Origin of the sequence: Maribacter luteus (assembly GCF_009674825.1) — a bacterium.
GTDB lineage: Bacteria > Bacteroidota > Bacteroidia > Flavobacteriales > Flavobacteriaceae > Maribacter_A > Maribacter_A luteus.
In genome coordinates, this window is record NZ_WKJH01000021.1 from 84,257 (window position 1) to 106,163 (window position 21,907).

Below are 21,907 nucleotides of genomic sequence, written 5' to 3' on the forward strand. Positions count from 1 at the left end.
ATAAAAGTAATAAGTTCTGGATGAAATCAAAGGAGCCCCAAGTAAAATATTTTACTTTGTCCTTGTTACATTTATGTTAAGGTTATACTTAGGTATAATATTTGCCGTTATTGTCTTTAGACGATAAGAATACGGAATTTCGTAACAAGAAATTCTTTTTTGTTTGAGTATATCTTAAAAGTTGTTGCCGGCAAGGCGAAATTCGTATAAGGAGTTATTGAATTCCATCACGGAATTTTTTAAAATAGTTAGAACACTATGCTGAAAAGAATCACCGTTTTTATTCCCATTTTCATGGGAATGTTTTACTTGGGAACCGCCCAAGAAACCAAAATCTACACCCACGAACAAAAAGACTACCAAGATGCCCTGGCACTGTACAATAATGAGCAGTACCAAGCAGCCCAGACTATTTTCGAGAAGGTTAAACTATCTACTAAAGATTATGAGACCGAAGCGAACAGTGCTTATTATGCTGCAAATGCCGCGGTAAGGCTGAACCAATTGGGTGCCGACCGCCTAATGGAAGATTTTGTGGCAACGTACCCGACTTCGACTAAACGTAATTCGGCCTATTCCGATGTTGCCGACTATTATTTTGAAACCGGTAAATATCCGTATGCCTTAAAATGGTACAATAAAGTGGATCAAAGTGCCTTGTCTCGAAAGGAGATGGACCAGTTCAATTTCAATTATGGATATTCATTATTTTCTTCCGGAAAGGGCAAACAGGCCGAAAGCTATCTGAACAAGGTGGTCAGTTCACCGGTTTATGGTTCCCAAGCGAAATATTACCTTGGGTATATCGCCTATCAACAGGATGATTATGAAGGGGCCAATGAACGTTTTGACCAAATCACCGATCCAGAATTGTTAGATGAGAAATTATCGTACTACCAGGCCGATATGAATTTTAAACTGGGAAAATTTGAAGAGGCCATTGCCTTGGCCAAAAAACAATTGCCCAAATCGGATAGGAATGAGGTTTCCGAACTCAATAAGATCATTGGGGAGAGTTACTTTAATTTAGGGCAATATGCTAACGCCATTCCCTATTTGGAAGCGTATAAAGGAAAAAGGGGAAAATGGAACAATACGGATTATTACTTGTTGGGATATTGTTTTTACAAGCAAGGTGATTTCGCCAATGCCATTCAGCAATTCAATAAAATTATAGGTGGTACCAATAGTGTTTCCCAAAACGCCTATTACCATTTGGCGGAATGTTATTTAAAATTGGATAAGAAACAGGAAGCCTTGAATGCGTTTCGAAATGCTTCCCAAATGGACTTTTCCCAAGAAATACAAAAGGATGCCTATTTGAATTATGCTCGTTTAAGCTATGAAATAGGTAATGCCTATGAGCCGGTTCCAAAAGTAATATTGGATTATTTGGAGAAATATCCCAATGATGCCCACACTCAGGAAATGCAAGGCTTGTTGGTAGATTCCTATATTACCTCGAAGAACTTTGAAGGTGCTATGGAACTCCTTGAAAAGAATAAAAACTACGCTAGTAAGACAACCTATCAAAAGGTGGCCTTTTATCGTGGGGTTGAATTGTTCATAGATGGGGATTATGCGGCTGCCCATGAGAATTTCAGTAAGTCCTTGTCAAGTGCCCAGGACGCGTTATTTAAAGCAAGGGCAAATTACTGGAATGCGGAATCATTGTATGTAATGAACCGTTTTGATGAGGCCTTGTCCAATTTCAAGGATTTTAAAGAGAATTCCAATGCCTCACTAACTGAGGAGTCAAAGGATGTGGATTATAATTTGGGGTACACTTATTTTAAATTGAAGGATTATACCAATGCCATTACATACTTTGATGCTTTTTCCAAATCTGGTGTAACCGATCAAGATAAACTGAATGATGCTTATCTGCGATTGGGCGACAGCTATTTTGTGACCAGTAAATATTGGCCGGCTATAGAAACATATAATAAGTCATTGGCACTTACCGGTCCTGAAAAGGATTACGCTGCATTCCAAAAAGCCCTGAGCTATGGCTTCGTGGGTAAGAGTGAATCGAAAATCGAGGAGCTGGATAAATTTGTCTCAAAATATCCAAAATCCACTTTAAAGGATGATGCCCTTTTTGAACTGGGTAATTCGTACATTTCCGCAGGTCAGGAAAATAAGGGGTTGATCACTTATGACCGTCTTATCGAAGGCTATAAGGGAAGTTCATTGGTGCCCCAAGCTATTATGCGGCAAGGATTGGTTCATTACAATGCCAACAGAAATGAAAAGGCATTGGAGGAATTTAAGCAGGTAGTTCGTGATTTTCCCAATACCCAAGAGGCCATCCAAGCCGTGGCAACCGCCAAATTGGTGTACGTTGATTTGGGACGTGTTGACGAATATGCGGCATGGGTACGTGATTTGGATTTTGTTGAGGTTACCGATACCGAATTGGACAATGCAAGTTTTGAATCTGCCGATAAACAGCATATGGAGGGCAATACCAATGCGGCCATTAGGGGGTATGAAAGTTATTTAAAACAATTCCCGAATGGAATGCATGCCGTCAAAGCCAACTTTAATTTGGCCCAATTATATTTCGCCAAAGATGAAAGGGATAAGGCATTGCCATATTTTAAGAAAGTTGCCGATTTAGGTGGTAGCGAGTATACGGAACAAGCGCTTACAAGGGTTTGTGAGATTTACATTGGCAAGAACGATTATAATAACGCATTGCCTTATTTACAGCGATTGGAAGAACAGGCCGATATTCAACAGAATAGGACCTTTGCCCAATCTAACTTGATGAAAGGGTATTACGAACAAGGTAATTACGCACAAACATTGGCGTATGCCCAAAAAGTTTTGGCTACCTCAAGTATCGATGATCGTATAAGAAGTGATGCCCATATTATGATCGCCCGTTCTGCCGTTCAGACCAATGATATGGCCAAGGCGGAAACTGCCTATGCCGAAGTATTGAAAATTGCCAGTGGTGAGACTGCCGCAGAGGCTCTTTATTATGATGCTTATTTTAAGAATGAGGCAGGAAAACATGAAGCTTCCAACACTTCGGTGCAGAAATTGGCCAAGGATTTTTCGAGCTATAAAGAATGGGGAGGTAAAGGTCTTGTGCTTATGGCCAAGAATTTTTATGCTTTGGATGATGCGTACCAAGCCACTTATATTCTCGAAAGTGTAATCACTAATTTTAGTCAATATCCGGAAATCGTTGCTGAGGCAAAAGGGGAGTTGGCCATTATTAAATCCAAGGAAGCCCAGCGAAACTCATCAGTAGACCCCAACGGAAATTAATATCCCTATAAAGAACACATTATGTTTAAGCATTTATATTTGATCATTATATTTTTAGGGCTTTCCCAAATGGTCCTGGCCCAAGAAGAGGAAGATAATATCGGCACGGAAACGGTTACGGTGACCAAGGCGTATTCACCCACCATATCCGATGCATTTAAGATTAAATCCGTTCCCAATCTTAACGATTCGATCGTGCTTCAGAAAAAGGAAATAGAATACAGAATATTTTCGGTACCTGTGGCTTCCACTTTTACTCCTGCAAAAGGGAAGGCTTCGGCGGTACAGAAATTACCTCCTCCTGAACTATATAATTCTTATGCTTCGGCAGGTCTTGGGAACCCAGGCAACCTAATGGCCAAATTTTACACCAGTAGGGCAATCAATAGGGATGAAAGACTGGATGTAGGTTTTGATCATTATTCATCTTTGGCCAATATAGATAATGTTGATCTGGACAGTAAGTATGCGAACACTGAAATTGATGCTTCTTACTCAAAAAGGGATCGTGACCTTAATTGGGGCGCCGATGTTGGTCTACAACATCAAATGTACAATTGGTACGGATTACCGGAAGACACCTATGATGCTGAAACCATAAATGATATAGATTCAAAACAGAATTACTTTATGGGTGAGGTCGGTGCTTATGTAAACGTGGAAGACTCCTATTTTAAAAATGCCGATATTAAATATAGACGTTTCTGGGATGCTGTTGAATCCGGGGAAAATAGGTTTATCGTTGGTGGCGGTCTTGAATTACCTGTTGGGGAAGAAGTTTTGGGTATTAATGTAAAACTCGATTATGTTGGCGGTAGTTTTGCCAATGCCGATGTAGATGATACCAATAACGAGCAGGGAATAGATTATAGTAATTTCCAGTTAGGGGTAAACCCTACAATACGTATGCTCAGGGATGATCTTACGGTAGATTTGGGTCTGAACATTGTCTATGGTATGGATATGGAAGCAAGTGAAAACAACTTTTATATCTATCCGGCAGTTGCCGCATCATATCGCTTGTTAGAGGACAATGTTATTGTCTACGGAGGGGTGAAAGGGGAGTTGAAACAAAATTCATATTATGGTTTTGTAGAAGAGAACCCTTACGTGTCGCCAACCTTGGCCATTCAACCAACCGATTCGCAATATAATGCCTATGTCGGATTCAAGGGGCAGTTATTGCCCAACTTAAGTTATAATGTGAAAGGATCGTATACTGCTGAAAATCGGACCCCATTGTTCATTTTGAATCCAGAAAACAGTTTTAGGGATGATGAAAAAGGGTATTATTACGGCAACTCTTTCCAATTGTTTTATGATGATATAAAAACCATAGGTTTGTTCGCAGAACTGAATGTTGATGTAAATCGAAATTTTACACTGGGCGTAAATGCCGAAGTATATGATTATGACACCGAAACGGACAATCCGGCTTGGAACCTTCCAGAGCTAAAAGGATCTTTGTTCATGGATTATCAGATTGATGAAAAATGGTATATGGGTGTAAATCTGTTTTTTGTGGGCGAGCGGGAAGATTTCTCAACAGTTGCCATTCAAAACCCAATACCAGGGGAGATCAATGCTACTTTAATAACCTTGGATAGTTATTTTGATGCCAATGCCCATGTAGGGTATCGAGTTAACGAACAATTGTCCTTTTTTGTAAAAGGGGCGAACCTGACCAATAATGACTATCAAAAATGGGCGAATTTTGCCGTTCAGGGATTTCAGATTCTTGGGGGTGCCACCTATAAATTCGATTTTTGAGAGTTGGGGAGCACAGCTCTTTGATAATCGATAAACGGTCATTTGCAACCCGTGTCAAAATGATGTAATACGTAAGAATTTACTACTTTAGAGGTGTCGTAAATAGTGGTATTTCTATTGTCTCCCTTTCAAAAACATATCTCTTGGGTAGCATGCATCTTTTGCGTGGCTTTGGGCATGACTCAAAACCTGATCGTAAATCCTAGTTTTGAGGCGCATGTTGGTTGCCCTCAGATATTGGGCAGTTTTAATGAAGATGTTGAAGGTTGGTCTACCCCGACAACCGGTTCCACTGATTATTTCAATGGTTGTAGTACCGCAATGGGAACCCCCGAAAATTTTAACGGTTCACAGCCCGCAGATTTCGGTATAGGGTATGCGGGGTTGTATCTGTATGCGCCGGGGGATTATCGGGAGTATATTCAAGCTGGGTTATTACAACCTCTTAAAAAAGGGAAAAAATATAAGATCTCATTTTATGTAAGTCTTGCTGAACGATCAGATTTTGCCATAAAGGAATTCGGACTTCTTTTTTCAAAGAACAAGTTGGATTTTCCCATTCGGAAAGAGCTTTCAAAAATGCATTTGTACAAAGACACCGAAAATGAATATCACTACATGGAAATAGGGTATTCGAACTTTTTGGATGATACCAAGGATTGGATCTTGGTCCATTCCCAATTCGTGGCAAAAGGTAATGAGCGGTTCCTGACTTTCGGGAATTTCAAGAACAATAAGCGCACCCGATTGTTCAAAACCAAACGAAATGCCAAACAAGGGGCATACTATTATATTGATATGGTATTATTGGAGTCGGCCGAAAAAACCGATTTTGCCGAAAAGCCGAGGACTATTGTGAATGTACCGGAAAAAGGGAAAATCACATTGGATCAAAACCATGTCTTTGAAAATGTTTTCTTTCATTTTGATAAAGCAGGGTTATTGCCGGAATCCTCTAAAGAAATAGAACATATTTATGATGTCTTACAACTGGATCCCACTTTGGATATCCAAATTCATGGGCACACCGATTCTATTGGTTCAGAAGAATACAATCTAACCTTGTCAGAATCTAGGGCAAAAGCAGTTGCAGCGTATTTAATTGCCTTAGGGCTCGCAGAAAACCGCATTTTATGGCAGGGCCATGGTGGAGCCAAACCCATTGTCAGTAATGCATCTGAAGATGGAAGAAAACAGAACCGAAGGGTAGAGTTCATAATCACTGAAAGAAAGTAAATTGTCATCTTGGGGGCTACCTCTTTTATGTAACAAATGTTAAAAAAAACCCAAAGAAACAAATGTTAATTCGTTAACTTTGGTTACACCTTAAAATGTAGTTTACCATTGTCGTTAATTCGTTTTAAAGATTTCCTTTTTGTTTTAGTATTCTGGTTTTTGCTTCTAGGAAAATCATATGGCCAGAATAGCAAATCCCTTGTCGATATTTCCAACGAGTTCAGTGTACTGAAAAGTCAGGTAAATGATACCTTGAAGGTCGAGAAACTAATCGAACTATATAAAACTTCCATCTATCAGGGTGCTATACGAAAAGATATTCTAGACGAAGCCCTGCTCATATCCGAATCCATATTTTATATAAATGGAATAGGTAAATGCTACAATAGATTGGGTATCACGGCACGGTATGAGCATGATTATATTCAGTCTATTACGTATCACAAACGTGCATTGAGTTATTTTGAGAAAAGTACGGATACCTTGTCAAAGATCAAATGCCTGAACAGTATAGGGGTATCTTATAGAAAATTGAATTTAGAGAGTGAGGCTTACGATAATTACTTAAATGCTTTACGGCTTTCAGAAGCAACAAATGATGACAAAAGCATCGCTATAGCACTGAGCGGTATAGGCAATGTTTTTTTAGATACTGAAGAATACGATCAAGCGCTTCCCATTTTCAAAAGGGCCTTGATGATTGAAAGGGAAAGCGATAATTTTAGGGGTCAAGAGTATGCTTTTGCCAATATAGGGGAGGTGTATCTTAATCTGAAAAAATTCGATTCAGCCCGGGTTTATTTCAATAGGGCCTTGAAGCTTGCCGTTGACCACCCAAGGAAAGAAGGAGTAGCTTTGATAAATAATTATCAGGGCCTGTTATCCCAAAAAGAAGGAAATTTCAAGGAATCTACCAGAAACTATGAGAAGGCGATTCCGTTATTGAAAAAATTCAATAACACAAGATATTTAAGCAACACCCAAATTAATATCGGAATAAATAAAACCTTCACAGAAGAATATCCCCAAGCATTGGAATTTATTAATGCCGGATTGCAAAATGCCTTAAAAATACAATCTCGACAGAATATTGAGTTGGGCTATGATGCGTTGGCAACTTACCATACGAAAACCAATAATTACAAAGAGGCCCTACAGGCGTATAAAAAAGCTACTAAATACCATGATAGTATAGTGAATGTGGTATCAAAGAAGAATATGATCGCCGCGCAAATACAATATGAAAGTGCAAAGAAAGATGCTCAGATCAAAAATTTGGCAGAAGCGAATAAATTGAGTTTGGAAAAGACCAGAAGAAGGTCACTTTCATTATGGATAGGTACTATCGTCAGTGCCTTGATTATATCACTTTTATTGGTGTTCATTAATTTATTGCGCAAAAACCGGGCGTTGGATTTGGAAAGGAAAAATATTGAGCTTAAAAAATATATGGGGCAAATAAACGATCTACGTGCACAAATGCAATCTAAAAGTGACGAAGATGAAAATGAATGGATATCGAACTTGGATCAATTCGATCTATCCAAAAGAGAGATAGAAGTACTTCAGTTGATCTCCGATGGTTTTAATAATGATGAAATAGCGGAGCAATTATTTGTTTCAAAAAACACGGTTAAAACACATATTCAACATATCTATTCAAAATTGGATGTAAAAAACAGGGTTCAGGCCATGAAGAAGGTCGCTATCGTATAATTTGTTCAGTATCCCCTTATTTACTTGATGCTTACACCTTTAAATCATCCTTTCGGGTGATATAAATCACACTTTTTGATGACGATCCATAGTATAGGGTAAGGTAATTTCAACCTTAAATTAATATAAAACCTAAACTATGAAATCACTCTTAAGATTATCTGTCTTATTGGCCATTTTCTTGTTTGCGCCGCAAGTTTCCCATGGTCAATTTTTAAAAAAACTCACTAAAAAAGCGAAGGCCAAAATAGAACAGGAAGCTGAAAACCGTTCGGAAAAAAGGGTCAACGACAAGATCGATGAAGAATTCGATAAGGCAGAGGATGCCATCGATGGAAAGGAAAAAGATAGTACGGCCAAAGGGAGCGAACAGAAGGGAAATCAGTCCGGCTCAACAGAAAATGGTACTGAAACTTCCGATTCGCAACGGCAAAAAGGACCTAATGTGGTTTGGAGCAAATTTGACTTTATTCCCGGTGATACCGTGATTTTTGAAGACGGTCCGAGTATCGATGAAGAAAACGGGGAATTTCCAAGTCGATGGGATTTAGTAAAAGGGCAAGTCGAAATCGCTAATATCGATGGTGAAAATGTAATGATGTTTATTGATGGAAACCCTACGATTGTTCCATACTTGAAAAATTCAAAAGAAGATTACTTACCAGAAGTTTTTACCATAGAATTTGATTTCTACAAACCTGTAAATGGAAATAGAATATCTGTGAGTTTATTTGATGATAAGAATCAGAAGGATGCCCCTTCCGCTATGTATATGGATATAGGTTCTGGTCGAGTAGCTGAAAAATTGGCCGGGGTAAATGGGGAAATGCCCGGTATAGATCATACCAATTCTGACGATGCTCGTTGGATCCATATTTCAATCGCGTTCACAAAAGGCAAACTAAAAGTGTATATGGATGATACACGCCTTATAAATATTCCCCATTATTCAGGAAATCCGTCGGGTCTTACTTTACAAGCCTATTGGGCTGATTTAGGGGAAGACAAAGCTTTTTATTTTAAAAATATTCGTATTGCCAAAGGCGGCGTAAAATATTACGACCGGGTACTTTCGGAGGGGAAGATTATTGTAAACGGAATCAAGTTCGATGTGAATAAAGCAACACTTAAAGCTGAAAGTATGGGGCCGATCAACAAGATATTCCAGCTAATGCAAAAACAACCCGATCTTAACTTTAGTGTAGAAGGCCATACGGACAGTGATGGCAGTGAGACTTCAAATATGACCTTATCCAAGGCAAGGGGAAAAACAGTCATGGATAAATTAATTGAAATGGGAATTGCTCCGAACAGACTTAAATCAGACGGTTTTGGAGAGTCTAAGCCCATTGATAATAATAGTACCCCAGAAGGAAAAGCAAATAATAGACGTGTAGAGTTTGTAAAATTTTAAAACATGAAAAAAGTATATCTATTACTAATGGTCTTTTCCATATTGGTAGAATTTGCCAATGCACAAAAATCACAAATCGTAGGAAATTGGCTGGTACAAAAAGTTGAAGTCGATAATAAGGTAGAAGAACCTTATATGGTCGCTGATTTTATGGGTGATGGCAAAATGGTTATGATGGGAGTGGAAGTCGGTACTTGGGATTACAACAAGAAAGAGCATTCCGTCGTAATGAAATCAGGGTTTGATAAAGATTTCAATGGTGAAGGAAAGATTTTGGAATTGAACGATCGTGAGTTGATCGTTCTAAAAGACGGGGCAAAAGTTTTTTATGACAAACTGGACTTGAATAAAATCATGGAAGAGAACAAAAACTCCGGACTACTGGGAATATGGGAATTCAAGAATATGCCATACCAAGATACTAATTCGGTTATGACTTTTGAAGAACCTGATGTATTCACTTTTGTTCAAAAAGAAGAATACCATGAAACCAACATAAATGGCACCTGGATTTTTGATAAAAAGAAACGTTCAGTGATTCTTATTGGTTTCCGAAGTGATGCTATGTTAAGAGGGGAAAGTGAAATAATGACCATAAACGAGGCTGGTTTTGAATTGAGGAACAAGGGAAAGGTATATAAGGCCATTAAAAAAGTTAGGCCCATAACAATAGCCGAAAGTGATATGAACATTGAACAACTTGCATTTTCTGAAGAAGATTTTTTTACGGAAGATGGGGATTATAAATATTACAGCGAAGTAGAAAAGTTGCCATGGCACGACATGCATTTATTACTTGATCAACTTTCGGGAATTAAGCAGTTGGTCTATTCATACAATAAGTTGAATGAGGAATCGAATACTTTCGACACTGAAATACTCAAAGCAAATGTCTTTGTTGAAAAAGAGCAGCAAAGGTTAAAGGTAGATAATATTTTTTACGGTTTTGATAGATTTAGTTCACCAGAAGATGTTGACTTTCCTGAAAATGATGAAAATGGGGATAATGATTTATACCCCTTAAATGAAAGTATGTACCGGGTCTTGGGCCAAGAAGAACTTGACCTTGGTTTAGGAACCTTTGCCTGTACGGTCGTTGAAGCCCTTAATAGTAATGGGGAGCAACTCAAAATTTGGCTTATTAACGACAAACCTGCCGTTATTGCCAAACTCATAAAAGCATCTGATTCATATGATCATTATTATTCGGTTTATGAATTACAAGAAATTATCAATAAATAATACCTTATTTGAAATGAAAAAATTAAGCATACTCCTTTTGTTATGTTTTGTGGCCATGGGCTGCAAAGGAAATGGCGAGAATAAAATCGATAGCGCGCTAGCTAGCGCAAATACCCAGGACAAACAATTAAAACGGTATGGGATTGAATCTGGTAGCATAGCCTATAAGTCGAGTATTTCGGGAAAAGTCATGGGATCTACGATTTCCGGTTCCGGTACCGAAAGTCTATATTTTAAGGATTGGGGTGCGGTTGAGTTGTTAGAGGAGGAATCTACACAGACTACGACTTCAACGATTTTTGGTAAAACAAGCACGGAAACCTCGTCTACACATACCATGAATAAGTTGGAAAATGGGGATGGTTATGCCGTGGATTTCAAAAGGAAGGAAATTCGCAAGAACAAAGATATGGCCATGGGAATGACCAAAATGTTCCAAAAAGATGCCGATGCCGGTAAGGTAGGGAAAGAACTTTTTGAAAGCATGGGAGGTAAACTTATAGGTTCAGAGGTGGTTCTGGGCTATGAGTGTGAAATTTGGGATTTAATGGGGATAAAACAATGGCTGTATAAAGGGGTGTTGATGAAATCTGAAGGTACTTTAATGGGCATTACGACCGTTAAAGAGGCAACTCATGCAAAGTTCAATCAAAGCCTTCCCGATTCTAGTTTTGACTTGCCCGATTTTCCTGTTATAGAAACGGAGGGTTTTATGGGCGATGAATCCTTTGATGTTGATATGGATGAAATGAAGGCAGATATGGATCGTATGAAAAGTATGTCATATGAAGATTGGAAAAAAATGGCAACAGCCGATGATCCGGAAATGCAAGCTATGGGTGAGGAAGAATTAAGGCAGACTTACGATATGATGCAGAAAGTGATACGAATGGGCCAATAGATTCGTGATCACTTATTCGGAATTTTAAGATTAGCGAAAAAAACCTGACGGAATCGTCGGGTTTTTTTGTGTAACGGGTAATTTAAAGATGAAGGAAACAAATTAAAATAAAGTCGCATCTGAGAATAAAACTTCAATAATTTCCAATAGAAGTTAAACTGATGTAAAAAACGGTTTCAATCCTGTTGTTTAATACAAAACACGTAATTTCGCCCTTTGAATTTTCGCTATGGATAAGGTAAATCGTTTTTCACTTGTAAATCCTGCTAAAAGTCCTTTTTTTTATGGTTATGTGATACTTGTAGTAGGTACATTGGGTATTTACTTCAGTATTCCCGGTCAGACCATTGGGGTGTCGGTTTTTACCGACCCCGTAAAAGATGCTTTGGGGCTTTCAAGAAATCAGTTCAGTAATGCCTATATGATCGGTACTATTCTCAGTTCTTTATTCATAGGTAGGGCCGGTATTTGGTTTGATAAATATGGGGCAAGATATACGGCTTTCTTTGCAGCCCTTACGTTGGCGATCGCTCTGGTACTTTGTTCTTGGTCGCTGAAAATGAGTAATCTCGTAAAGGATATCTTGGTTTTGGATTCATGGTTGATCCCTTTTACGATAATGACATTACTCTTCTTTTTGATCCGTTTTTCTGGTCAAGGGGTATTGACCATGGCCTCGCGGAACGTTATAATGATTTGGTTCGATAAAAACAGGGGCAAGGTGAACGCTTTCAGTAGTATTGCCATTTCCTTTGGTTTCTCATCATCCCCTTTATGGGTCAATTTTTTGATAGAGGATTATAATTGGGAAGGGGCGTGGCGCATAATGGCCCTCGGGCTTTTGGTTTTTAGCGTTGTCATAATTCAATTTTATAAAAATAGACCGGAAGAACACGGCCTATTGCCAGATGGTGTTGGTAAGCCGGAAAAAACAACAGAAGTAACTAAGGAAGAAAAGAAACAATATACCTTACAAGAGGCGAAAGGCACCAGGGCATTTTGGATGTATGCCTTAATGCTGTCTTTCAATAGTTTCTTTATTACGGGTCTTACCTTTCATGTAGTTTCCATTTTCGCCAGTGAAGGCTATCCGAAGTCAGTGGCCATTTCCATATTTTTACCTGCTTCAGTAGTGGCGGTCAGTATTTCCACGATATTTAATTATTTAAGTGATTACCTTTCACTGAAACTGTATTTATTTCTTATGATAGTGGGTGGTATACTCGCTTCAATGGGACTTATGGTGCTGTCCTCTTCGTTTGGTATTTATCTGTTAATAGCTGGGATCGGTACCATGGGCGGTTTTTTTGCCGTTCTGAATGCCATTGCTTGGCCTCGGTTTTATGGGCGTAACCATCTTGGGGCCATAACAGGGAAGATTATGGGGCTGATCGTTTTAGCGAGTGCATTGGCTCCCTCTGTTTTTAGCTTATGGTACGATACATTGGATTCATACAGCTTATTGGGTTATGTAGGTTTGGCATTCTTGACCTTTCTGACCATTGGGTCTTTAAAGGCAAACAACCCACAATAGGGATTCGGTGTATTTATGAGTAAGGAAAGTTCACCTATGGTAAAGGCGCTTTTGTTTTTTTATTCTTTAACTTGCTATGTTTAGATGTAAAAAGTTAAGTTGGTCTACCTATGAGAATCAGAAAAATCCTTCCTCTAGCGTTTTTTATTGTTTTTGTTGGATGCAGGTCCCAAGAAACCGATAAACCTGTTTACGAATCGGAGAATTTGAGGGTTGAAAAATTAACGGCACATACTTTCGTACACGTTTCATATTTGGAAACCCAGGATTACGGAAAAGTACCTTGTAACGGAATGGTCGTTATACATAAGGGCGAAGCCGTTGTTTTTGATACTCCAACAAATATTATGGCCTCTGATGAATTGATAAATTGGATAGAGAACCAAGATGGCGTTGAGGTCAAAGCGGTGGTGGCCACCCATTTTCATGATGATTGTTTGGGTGGATTGGAAGCATTCCACCGTAAAAATATTACTTCTTATGCTACGAAACTTACAAAGGATTTGGCTGAAGATAGAGGTGTTCCCGTACCACAAAACGGATTTGAATCCCATTTAGAACTTATGATCGGAGGAAAGAAGGTTATAAGTGAATTTCTGGGGGAAGGCCATACAAGGGATAATATCATTGGTTATCTGGCGAGCGACAAAGTGATGTTCGGCGGTTGTTTGATAAAGTCCGACGGAGCAGGGAAAGGAAATTTGAATGATGCCAATACAAAGGAATGGTCAAATACCGTGGAAAGATTGAAAGCAAAATATCCCGATGTTGAAGTTGTTATTCCCGGTCACGGAGATTCAGGGGGGATACAATTGTTAGATTATACCATTGATTTATTTAAGGAATAGAAGTTTATGTTGAAACCAAGAATTACCGAGTTACAAGAGAAAAAGTTGGTGGGCAAACACTTGAAAATGTCCTTGGTGAACAACAGGACAGGAGAACTTTGGGGTAACTTTATGTCGAACGTTAAAGAAGTTCGAAACATAATTGGGAACGACAAAATTTCGTTGCAGGTGTATCCTAAAAACTATTTTGATAGTTTTGATCCTGCACTTGAATTTGAGAAATGGGCGACTGCTGAAGTTGCGGATTTTGACAATGTACCTGGTCAATGGGAAACTTTTGTGTTACAGGGTGGTATGTATGCCGTATTTGACCATAAAGGTACCTCGGATAACGGAATTTTCGAATACATTTATGCTACATGGTTGCCCAAATCGGACTTCTTTTTGGATGATCGGCCACATTTTGAATTGTTGGGCGAAAAATATAGGAACAACCATCCGGATTCCGAAGAGGAAATATGGATTCCAATCCGGCCTAAATAATAGGCCAAGAGTAGAAATAACGATTCAATTAAAGTAAAGAAATCAAAAAAGGACTCGGAAAACGAACCTTTATATAACAAAGAATAAAATTAAATTACAATGGATGTAAATATAGCAGTTTTGATAGATGGGGATAATATACCGTCGGCCTATGTCAAGGAAATGATGCAGGAGATAGCCAAATACGGTAACCCTACGATCAAACGAATTTATGGTGATTGGACCAATCCACGGTTAGGTAAGTGGAAGAACGTTTTGTTGGAAAATGCCATTACGCCCATTCAACAATACGGTTATACTACAGGTAAGAATGCTACCGATTCGGCCATGATCATTGATGCCATGGATATTTTGTATTCCGGAAAGGTAAATGGTTTCTGTATTGTAAGTAGTGATAGCGATTTTACCCGTTTGGCCACCAGGTTGCGGGAAGCGGGTATGCAGGTAATAGGTATGGGGGAAAAGAAAACCCCGAATCCTTTTATCGTGGCATGCGATAGGTTCATTTATATTGAGATATTAAGGGCACAATCCGAGGAAATTTCAGATGCAAACAAAAGTAAGAGTGCTCCCGATAGTTCTGTGGACAAGATTACACCGAAAGATATCCGTTTAATTGCTTCTACCATTGATGATGTAGCGGATGACGATGGTTGGGCCTTTTTGGGAGATGTGGGAAGTTTGCTTCAAAAACGACATCCTAATTTCGATTCCCGTAACTATGGATTCCAAAAGTTGACACCTTTAATGGGTGCAATCAGTAATTTCGAATTGGAGCGTCGTGAGGATTCCCGAGGTCGAAATAAACTGATCTATGTAAAGGTGAAGGAGAAAAACGGTTCAAAAACCAAGAAAAAGTAAAGGATTCCGTTTTGGGTTATGGCATTGGTATACGATGATCGTTTTTTTCCATACCAAAAAAACGAAGGTGTAATTGATTTCAGATTGCTGATTTTAAAGGAAGTGTGAAAGATCTGCACATTTTACTTAAATTTGAAAATAACGCAATCCGATAAATTCAAACCAATCAAATTATGTCTATGAAATATCTATTACCCTTCTTTTTATCAATGTTTGTGGCCTGCGGCCAAAAAAAGGAAAATGTTGATTTGATCGTAATCAACTCAAACACCTATACGGTAGATGCCGATTTTTCCAAAGCAGAGGCATTTGCCATAAACGACGGTAAGTTCGTGGCAGTTGGCACATCGGATGAAATCCAAGGAAAATATACTTCGGAAGCTGTTGTTGACGCACAAGGAAAAACCGTTACTCCCGGACTTATAGATGCACATTGCCATTTTTATGGTTTGGGTCGAAATCAACAAGTGGTCGATTTGATGGGGACCAATAGTTATGAAGAAATTTTGGAAAAGGTAAAGGAGTTTCAAGAACAAAATCCGAAAAACTTTATTTTAGGTAGAGGATGGGATCAGAATGATTGGGAGGTAAAGGAATTTCCCACTAAAGATAAATTGGATGCCCTCTTTCCTGATACACCGGTAGCATTGACCAGAATAGATGGGCATGCGCTTTTGGTCAACCAGAAAGCACTGGATATGGCAGGGATTAAAAAGAGAACAAAGGTTAAAGGGGGTGAAATAGTTAAGAAGGACGGAAAGTTAACAGGTGTTTTGGTCGATAATCCCATGGATATGGTCTATGCGATAATTCCGCCTATGGATAGGAAAGCACAAATCCAAGCCTTAAAAGATGCCGAACGCATTTGTTTGGATTATGGACTGACCACAGTGAATGATGCCGGACTTGGCCGTTCTACCATTGAGTTGATCGATAGCCTTCAGCAAACGGGTGACCTATCTATTCGGGTATATGCAATGGTGAGTGCATCCCCGGGTAATCTGGATTATTATTTAAGTCGTGAGCCTATAAAAACAGAGCGATTGAACGTACGTTCGGTAAAAGTTTATGGGGATGGCGCTTTAGGTTCAAGAGGGGCTGCCATGCGAGAACCTTATTCCGATAAGCCCGGTCATTTTGGGGCTATGGTGACTCCGGTTGATGCTATTGAGGCTTTGGCCGATAGAATCGCGGCCACTGAATATCAAATGAATACACATGCCATAGGTGATTCTGCCAATGTGGTGGTATTAAGGGCGTATAAAAGAGCCTTGGCAGGTAAAAAAGATAGACGTTGGAAAGTGGAACACGCACAGATAATATCACCTGAATATTTTGACTATTTCAAGGAAGGGGTTATCCCTTCAGTACAACCGACCCATGCAACCAGTGATATGTATTGGGCAGGTGACCGTATCGGGGAAGAACGTGAAAAAGGGGCTTATGCCTATAAGGCGTTGTTAGAGAAAGCGGGTACGGTGGCTTTAGGAACTGATTTTCCTGTGGAGAAAGTAAGTCCGTTCCTAACTTTCTACGCTGCTGTGGCAAGGAAGGATTTGGATAACTACCCTGAAGGTGGTTATCAAATGAAAGATGCTTTGACAAGGGAAGAAACATTGAAGGGGATGACCATTTGGGCTGCGTATTCCAATTTTGAGGAAGATGAAAAGGGCAGTATAGAAGTTGGTAAATTTGCCGATTTTACCCTGTATAGCGATAACCTTATGGAAGTTCCTATTGAGGATGTCCCTAAAATAGAAGTGGAACAAACTTATATAGCAGGGAAACGAGTTCATTAAAAACAAAAAAACCGAAGCAAATCGCTTCGGTTTTTTTTATTTCGATTCAATGGGTTTTACATCATAATCGGCAAAGCGACCCTAACGGTTCCCCATCCCATAACCAAATGGGCTCCACCTTCTACCTCCTTAAAGGCTATAGAGAAAGCATCCAAAGATTCGCTATCCGAACTAACGGTAGCCATAACCCTAGCAACATCGGCACTTTTATCATAAGAATATGCACCCCATTGGTTCAATTTACTGTTTAGGATAACTGTCCATTCCCCTTTTCCAGGAATGGTGAACAAAGAATAAGTTCCTGCTTTTACATCGGTACCTCCAACATTGGCATCTTTGTAAAATGTGATTTCAACGGCTTCATTGGCCCCTGTTCTCCAAACTTCACCGGCTGGGGCAAGTTCAGATACGGATCTGCCTTTCAATTGAGGACGGCTGTAAGTAACACGAACGGATTTGTCCGCAATTTTATAACTTGATGGGAACGAAGTCATATCCATCGGACTTTTGTCCAAACCACTGAATTTCTGGGCAGAAAGATCGTTCGTGAATACCAACGCGAGCATTAATAAAGAAAGTGTTGCTAGTTTTTTCATAATCATAATTTGTCTTTGTTTTTCGACCTGAACTCGTTTCAGGCTTAGTTTTTTCCAAAACTAAATAGTTCTATATTTTTTGGAATACAAAAAGTCGTTAAAATTATCCCAACTTACAAAATGGTCTAATATTTTTGGTTTTATCCAAAAAACATATCAATATGTAGTTGTATTAGGGCTTTATATTTTAAAATATAATCATTTAAGGTAATTATGTTTTTTAATTGAAAGTTTAAATTGATATTTGCCTCTAAATTGATATAAATATTTAATTATGTGTGGAATTGTTTGTGCCTTTGATGTAAAGGAAAGTACAGAAGTTTTAAGGCCTCAATTATTGGAAATGTCCAAGAAGATCAGGCATAGAGGGCCTGATTGGAGTGGTATTTATGCGGATGAAAAAGCCGTTTTGGCCCATGAAAGATTGTCAATTGTTGATCCGGCATCCGGGAAACAACCGTTGTTCAGTCCTGATAATAAGTTAGTGCTTGCCGCCAATGGCGAAATATATAACCATAGGGAGCTACGTAAGCAGTTCGAAGGTAAATATGATTTTCGAACAGAATCGGATTGTGAAGTAATTTTGGCATTATACCAAGAAAAAGGTGTTGATTTTATTGATGAGATGAACGGTATATTCGGTTTTGCCATCTATGATTCAGAGAAAGATGAATATTTCGTAGCCCGTGATCACATGGGTATTATTCCTCTATATATGGGTTGGGATCAGAACGGAACGTTCTATGTGGCTTCTGAACTAAAAGCTTTGGAAGGGACTTGCACTAAAATAGAATTGTTTCCTCCCGGACATTACTTACATAGTAGTGATGGGGAATTAAAGAAATGGTATACCCGTGATTGGATGGAGTATGATGCCGTTAAAGAGAACGAGACCAGTATTCAAGAGATAAAGGAAGCTTTGGAAGCTGCGGTTCATAGACAGTTGATGTCAGATGTACCTTATGGTGTTCTGCTTTCAGGTGGTTTGGATTCTTCGGTAACTTCTGCCATAGCGAAAAAATATGCACAGAAACGTATCGAGTCAGATGATACTACCGATGCCTGGTGGCCTCAATTACATTCCTTTTCCGTTGGTTTGGAGGGTTCACCCGATTTGGCTGCGGCTCAAAAAGTTGCCGATCATATAGGTACGGTGCACCATGAAATAAAATTCACGATCCAGGAAGGCCTAGATGCTATCAAAGATGTGGTGTACAACTTGGAGACCTATGATATAACAACGATTAGGGCTTCGACCCCAATGTATCTTATGGCAAGGGTAATCAAGTCTATGGGGATAAAAATGGTATTGTCAGGTGAAGGTGCCGATGAGTTGTTCGGTGGTTATCTGTATTTCCATAAAGCACCGAGTCCAAAAGATTTTCATGAGGAGACGGTTCGTAAGCTGGATAAACTACATATGTACGATTGTCTTAGGGCCAACAAATCTTTGGCGGCATGGGGCATAGAAGGGCGAGTGCCTTTCTTGGATAAGGAATTTATGGATGTGGCCATGCGTATCAACCCAAAAGATAAGATGATCAACGGGGAACGAATGGAGAAATGGGTAGTTCGTAAGGCTTTTGAAGATATGTTGCCCGAAAGTGTTGCTTGGAGGCAAAAAGAACAATTCTCAGACGGAGTTGGTTATAGTTGGATCGATACTTTGAAAGAAGTCGTGGCAACTGAAGTTACCGATGAACAATTGGCAAATGCTAAATTCAGGTTCCCATTGCAGACGCCGACCACAAAAGAGGAATTCTATTACCGTTCCATTTTTGAACAACATTTCCCGTCGGATGCAGCTGCACTATGCGTACCCCAAGAGCCTTCAGTGGCCTGTAGTACAAAAATTGCCTTGGAATGGGATGAAGCCTTTAAGAACATGAACGACCCATCCGGTAGGGCGGTCGCCAATGTGCATGATGACGCATATAAAAAGTAATTGAAAAAGATTTACATGGACAATAATCGACCTGTCCATATAGGGCAGGTTCGGTTTTTGATTGGATTAGTTAAAAGGAAGTATCATTGATTTGATGCTTCTTTTTTTTGTCCTAAAATTGGGAAGGTGAATCCGGGATATTGTTTCTTGCTAAAAAAACAAATTACCAGTGCTATATTTTCCACAATTTTTGTTGATAACTTCATTGTATAACATGGGTCAAAAGCCCTTATATCATAGGGTATTGGTTATATTTGTAAGATTGCTAAAATTATAATGATTACAACAACTTAATTTATGAGCGAAGAAGCAAATAAAAAGAATTATTCAGCCGATAGTATCCAGGCCCTTGAGGGAATGGAACATGTTCGAATGCGTCCTTCAATGTATATTGGGGATGTAGGTGTTCGAGGATTGCATCATTTGGTGTATGAGGTTGTGGATAACTCCATTGATGAGGCCATGGGTGGCCATTGTGACACCATCAATGTGACGATTAATGAAGACAATTCAATTACAACACGGGATAATGGTCGAGGTATTCCGGTTGATATGCATAAGAAAGAAGGTGTTTCTGCCCTAGAGGTGGTTATGACCAAAATCGGTGCCGGTGGTAAATTCGATAAAGATTCCTATAAAGTATCCGGTGGTTTGCACGGGGTGGGTGTATCTTGTGTCAACGCATTATCTGACCATTTGAAAGCTACCGTTTATAGGGACGGTAAAATCTGGGAACAGGAATATGAAAGGGGAAAGGCGGTTTATCCGGTAAAGAGCATCGGTGAGACTACGGAAAGGGGTACTGAGGTAACTTTTCATCCCGATGTTACCATTTTTACCCAAACCATAGAATATAGTTACGAAACTTTGTCCAATAGAATGCGTGAGCTTTCTTATTTGAACAAGGGGGTAACCATTACCATTACCGACAAAAGACAGAAAGATGAAAAAGGCGAGTATGTTTCCGAAAAGTTCTATTCCGATGAGGGGTTAAAAGAATTTGTTAGGTTTTTGGATGGTAATAGGGAGTCTTTGATTCAGACCGTAATTTCCATGGAAGGTGAGAAAAACGGAATTCCCGTTGAAGTTGCCATGGTTTATAATACCTCTTATACCGAAAACCTTCATTCGTATGTGAATAATATCAATACTCATGAGGGAGGAACACATTTATCAGGATTTCGAAGGGGTCTTACAACGACCTTGAAGAAATACGCCGATGCCTCTGGAATGTTGGATAAGTTGAAGTTTGAGATCCAAGGGGATGACTTTCGAGAAGGTTTAACTGCAATCGTATCGGTAAAGGTGGCTGAGCCTCAGTTCGAAGGTCAAACAAAAACCAAATTGGGTAACAGGGAAGTATCCTCGGCTGTAAGCCAGTCGGTATCTGAAATGTTGACCGATTACTTGGAAGAGCACCCTGACGATGCCAAGATCATTGTGCAAAAAGTAATTTTGGCGGCGCAGGCCAGACATGCTGCTTCCAAAGCACGTGAAATGGTGCAACGTAAGAATGTTATGTCAGGCGGAGGTTTACCGGGTAAATTATCGGATTGCTCCGATCAAGATCCTGAAAACTGTGAGATATATCTTGTTGAGGGTGATTCGGCGGGCGGTACGGCCAAAATGGGGCGTGATCGTAATTTCCAGGCCATTTTACCATTACGAGGTAAGATTCTGAATGTTGAGAAAGCCATGCAGCACAAGGTTTTTGAAAATGAGGAAATCAAGAATATTTATACGGCCTTAGGGGTAACCATAGGAACAGAAGAAGATAGCAAAGCATTGAACCTTGAGAAGTTGCGTTACCATAAGGTAGTGATCATGTGTGATGCCGATGTTGATGGTAGCCACATTGAAACCCTTATTTTAACCTTCTTCTTCCGTTATATGCGTGAGTTGATTGAAGGGGGGCACGTTTATATTGCGACTCCTCCATTGTACTTGGTTAAAAAAGGAAGCAAAAAACGTTATGCTTGGTCAGATGAGGAGCGTGACGAAATTGCGGCAAGTTTCAATGGCAGTGTAGGTATACAAAGATATAAAGGTCTGGGTGAGATGAATGCGGAGCAATTGTGGGATACCACTATGAATCCCGAATTTAGGACATTACGTCAGATCAATATAGATAATGCCACTGAATCGGATAGGGTCTTCTCCATGTTAATGGGGGATGAGGTTCCTCCGAGGAGGGAATTTATAGAGAAAAATGCCGTATATGCGAACATTGATGCATAAGAAACGGTAGTTACACAACAAAAATCCTGACGGTCACGTCAG

15 protein-coding genes are annotated in these 21,907 nt (G+C 39.4%); 14 read left to right on the forward strand and 1 reads right to left on the reverse strand.

Features of this window, described 5'->3' with window-relative positions; translation table 11 throughout:
- The first annotated feature begins 258 nt into the window (after positions 1 to 258).
- The 12 genes from GJ691_RS12615 to GJ691_RS12670 all read left to right on the forward strand — a co-directional run bounded on the left by GJ691_RS12615 (position 259) and on the right by GJ691_RS12670 (position 17,086).
- Positions 259 to 3,282, forward strand: coding sequence for a tetratricopeptide repeat protein (locus tag GJ691_RS12615; RefSeq protein ID WP_154367416.1), 3,024 nt, complete (start codon positions 259 to 261; stop codon positions 3,280 to 3,282).
- A gap of 21 nt (positions 3,283 to 3,303) precedes the next feature.
- Positions 3,304 to 5,052: a TonB-dependent receptor gene (locus GJ691_RS12620; protein ID WP_154367418.1), complete on the forward strand. Its 1,749-nt coding sequence runs from the start codon at positions 3,304 to 3,306 to the stop codon at positions 5,050 to 5,052.
- Between the two features lie 177 nt (positions 5,053 to 5,229).
- Complete coding sequence (locus tag GJ691_RS12625; protein WP_154367420.1) at positions 5,230 to 6,288, forward strand: OmpA family protein; 1,059 nt, start codon at positions 5,230 to 5,232, stop codon at positions 6,286 to 6,288.
- A gap of 159 nt (positions 6,289 to 6,447) precedes the next feature.
- Positions 6,448 to 8,004 carry a tetratricopeptide repeat protein gene (locus tag GJ691_RS12630; RefSeq protein ID WP_154367422.1) on the forward strand — a complete coding sequence of 519 codons (1,557 nt, stop codon included), beginning with the start codon at positions 6,448 to 6,450 and terminating at the stop codon, positions 8,002 to 8,004.
- A gap of 139 nt (positions 8,005 to 8,143) precedes the next feature.
- Positions 8,144 to 9,418 carry an OmpA family protein gene (locus GJ691_RS12635; protein WP_154367424.1) on the forward strand — a complete coding sequence of 425 codons (1,275 nt, stop codon included), beginning with the start codon at positions 8,144 to 8,146 and terminating at the stop codon, positions 9,416 to 9,418.
- A gap of 3 nt (positions 9,419 to 9,421) precedes the next feature.
- Positions 9,422 to 10,660, forward strand: a complete 1,239-nt coding sequence (locus tag GJ691_RS12640) for a hypothetical protein (protein WP_154367426.1) — start codon at positions 9,422 to 9,424, stop codon at positions 10,658 to 10,660.
- A gap of 13 nt (positions 10,661 to 10,673) precedes the next feature.
- Positions 10,674 to 11,561 carry a hypothetical protein gene (locus tag GJ691_RS12645; protein WP_154367428.1) on the forward strand — a complete coding sequence of 296 codons (888 nt, stop codon included), beginning with the start codon at positions 10,674 to 10,676 and terminating at the stop codon, positions 11,559 to 11,561.
- 229 nt (positions 11,562 to 11,790) lie between these two features.
- Positions 11,791 to 13,095: an MFS transporter gene (locus GJ691_RS12650; protein WP_154367430.1), complete on the forward strand. Its 1,305-nt coding sequence runs from the start codon at positions 11,791 to 11,793 to the stop codon at positions 13,093 to 13,095.
- Positions 13,096 to 13,205: 110 nt separating this feature from the next.
- Positions 13,206 to 13,943, forward strand: coding sequence for a subclass B1 metallo-beta-lactamase (gene bla, locus GJ691_RS12655; RefSeq protein ID WP_154367432.1), 738 nt, complete (start codon positions 13,206 to 13,208; stop codon positions 13,941 to 13,943).
- Between the two features lie 6 nt (positions 13,944 to 13,949).
- Positions 13,950 to 14,426, forward strand: a complete 477-nt coding sequence (locus tag GJ691_RS12660; RefSeq protein WP_246200177.1) for a GyrI-like domain-containing protein — start codon at positions 13,950 to 13,952, stop codon at positions 14,424 to 14,426.
- Positions 14,427 to 14,525: 99 nt separating this feature from the next.
- Positions 14,526 to 15,287, forward strand: coding sequence for an NYN domain-containing protein (locus tag GJ691_RS12665; RefSeq protein ID WP_154367434.1), 762 nt, complete (start codon positions 14,526 to 14,528; stop codon positions 15,285 to 15,287).
- A gap of 179 nt (positions 15,288 to 15,466) precedes the next feature.
- The gene (locus GJ691_RS12670; protein ID WP_154367436.1) at positions 15,467 to 17,086 is read left to right on the forward strand and encodes an amidohydrolase; all 1,620 of its coding nucleotides are present in this window, start codon (positions 15,467 to 15,469) and stop codon (positions 17,084 to 17,086) included.
- Positions 17,087 to 17,142: 56 nt separating this feature from the next.
- Here GJ691_RS12670 and GJ691_RS12675 read toward each other — a convergent pair whose 3' ends face one another.
- Positions 17,143 to 17,682, reverse strand: a complete 540-nt coding sequence (locus GJ691_RS12675; protein WP_154367438.1) for a DUF2911 domain-containing protein — start codon at positions 17,680 to 17,682, stop codon at positions 17,143 to 17,145.
- 274 nt (positions 17,683 to 17,956) lie between these two features.
- Here GJ691_RS12675 and asnB point away from each other — a divergent pair, with 274 nt between their 5' ends.
- Entirely contained in the window at positions 17,957 to 19,627 is a 1,671-nt protein-coding gene (gene asnB, locus GJ691_RS12680; RefSeq protein ID WP_154367440.1) for an asparagine synthase B, read from the forward strand.
- A gap of 297 nt (positions 19,628 to 19,924) precedes the next feature.
- Entirely contained in the window at positions 19,925 to 21,865 is a 1,941-nt protein-coding gene (gene gyrB / locus GJ691_RS12685; protein WP_154367442.1) for a DNA topoisomerase (ATP-hydrolyzing) subunit B, read from the forward strand.
- The last annotated feature ends 42 nt before the right edge of the window (positions 21,866 to 21,907 follow it).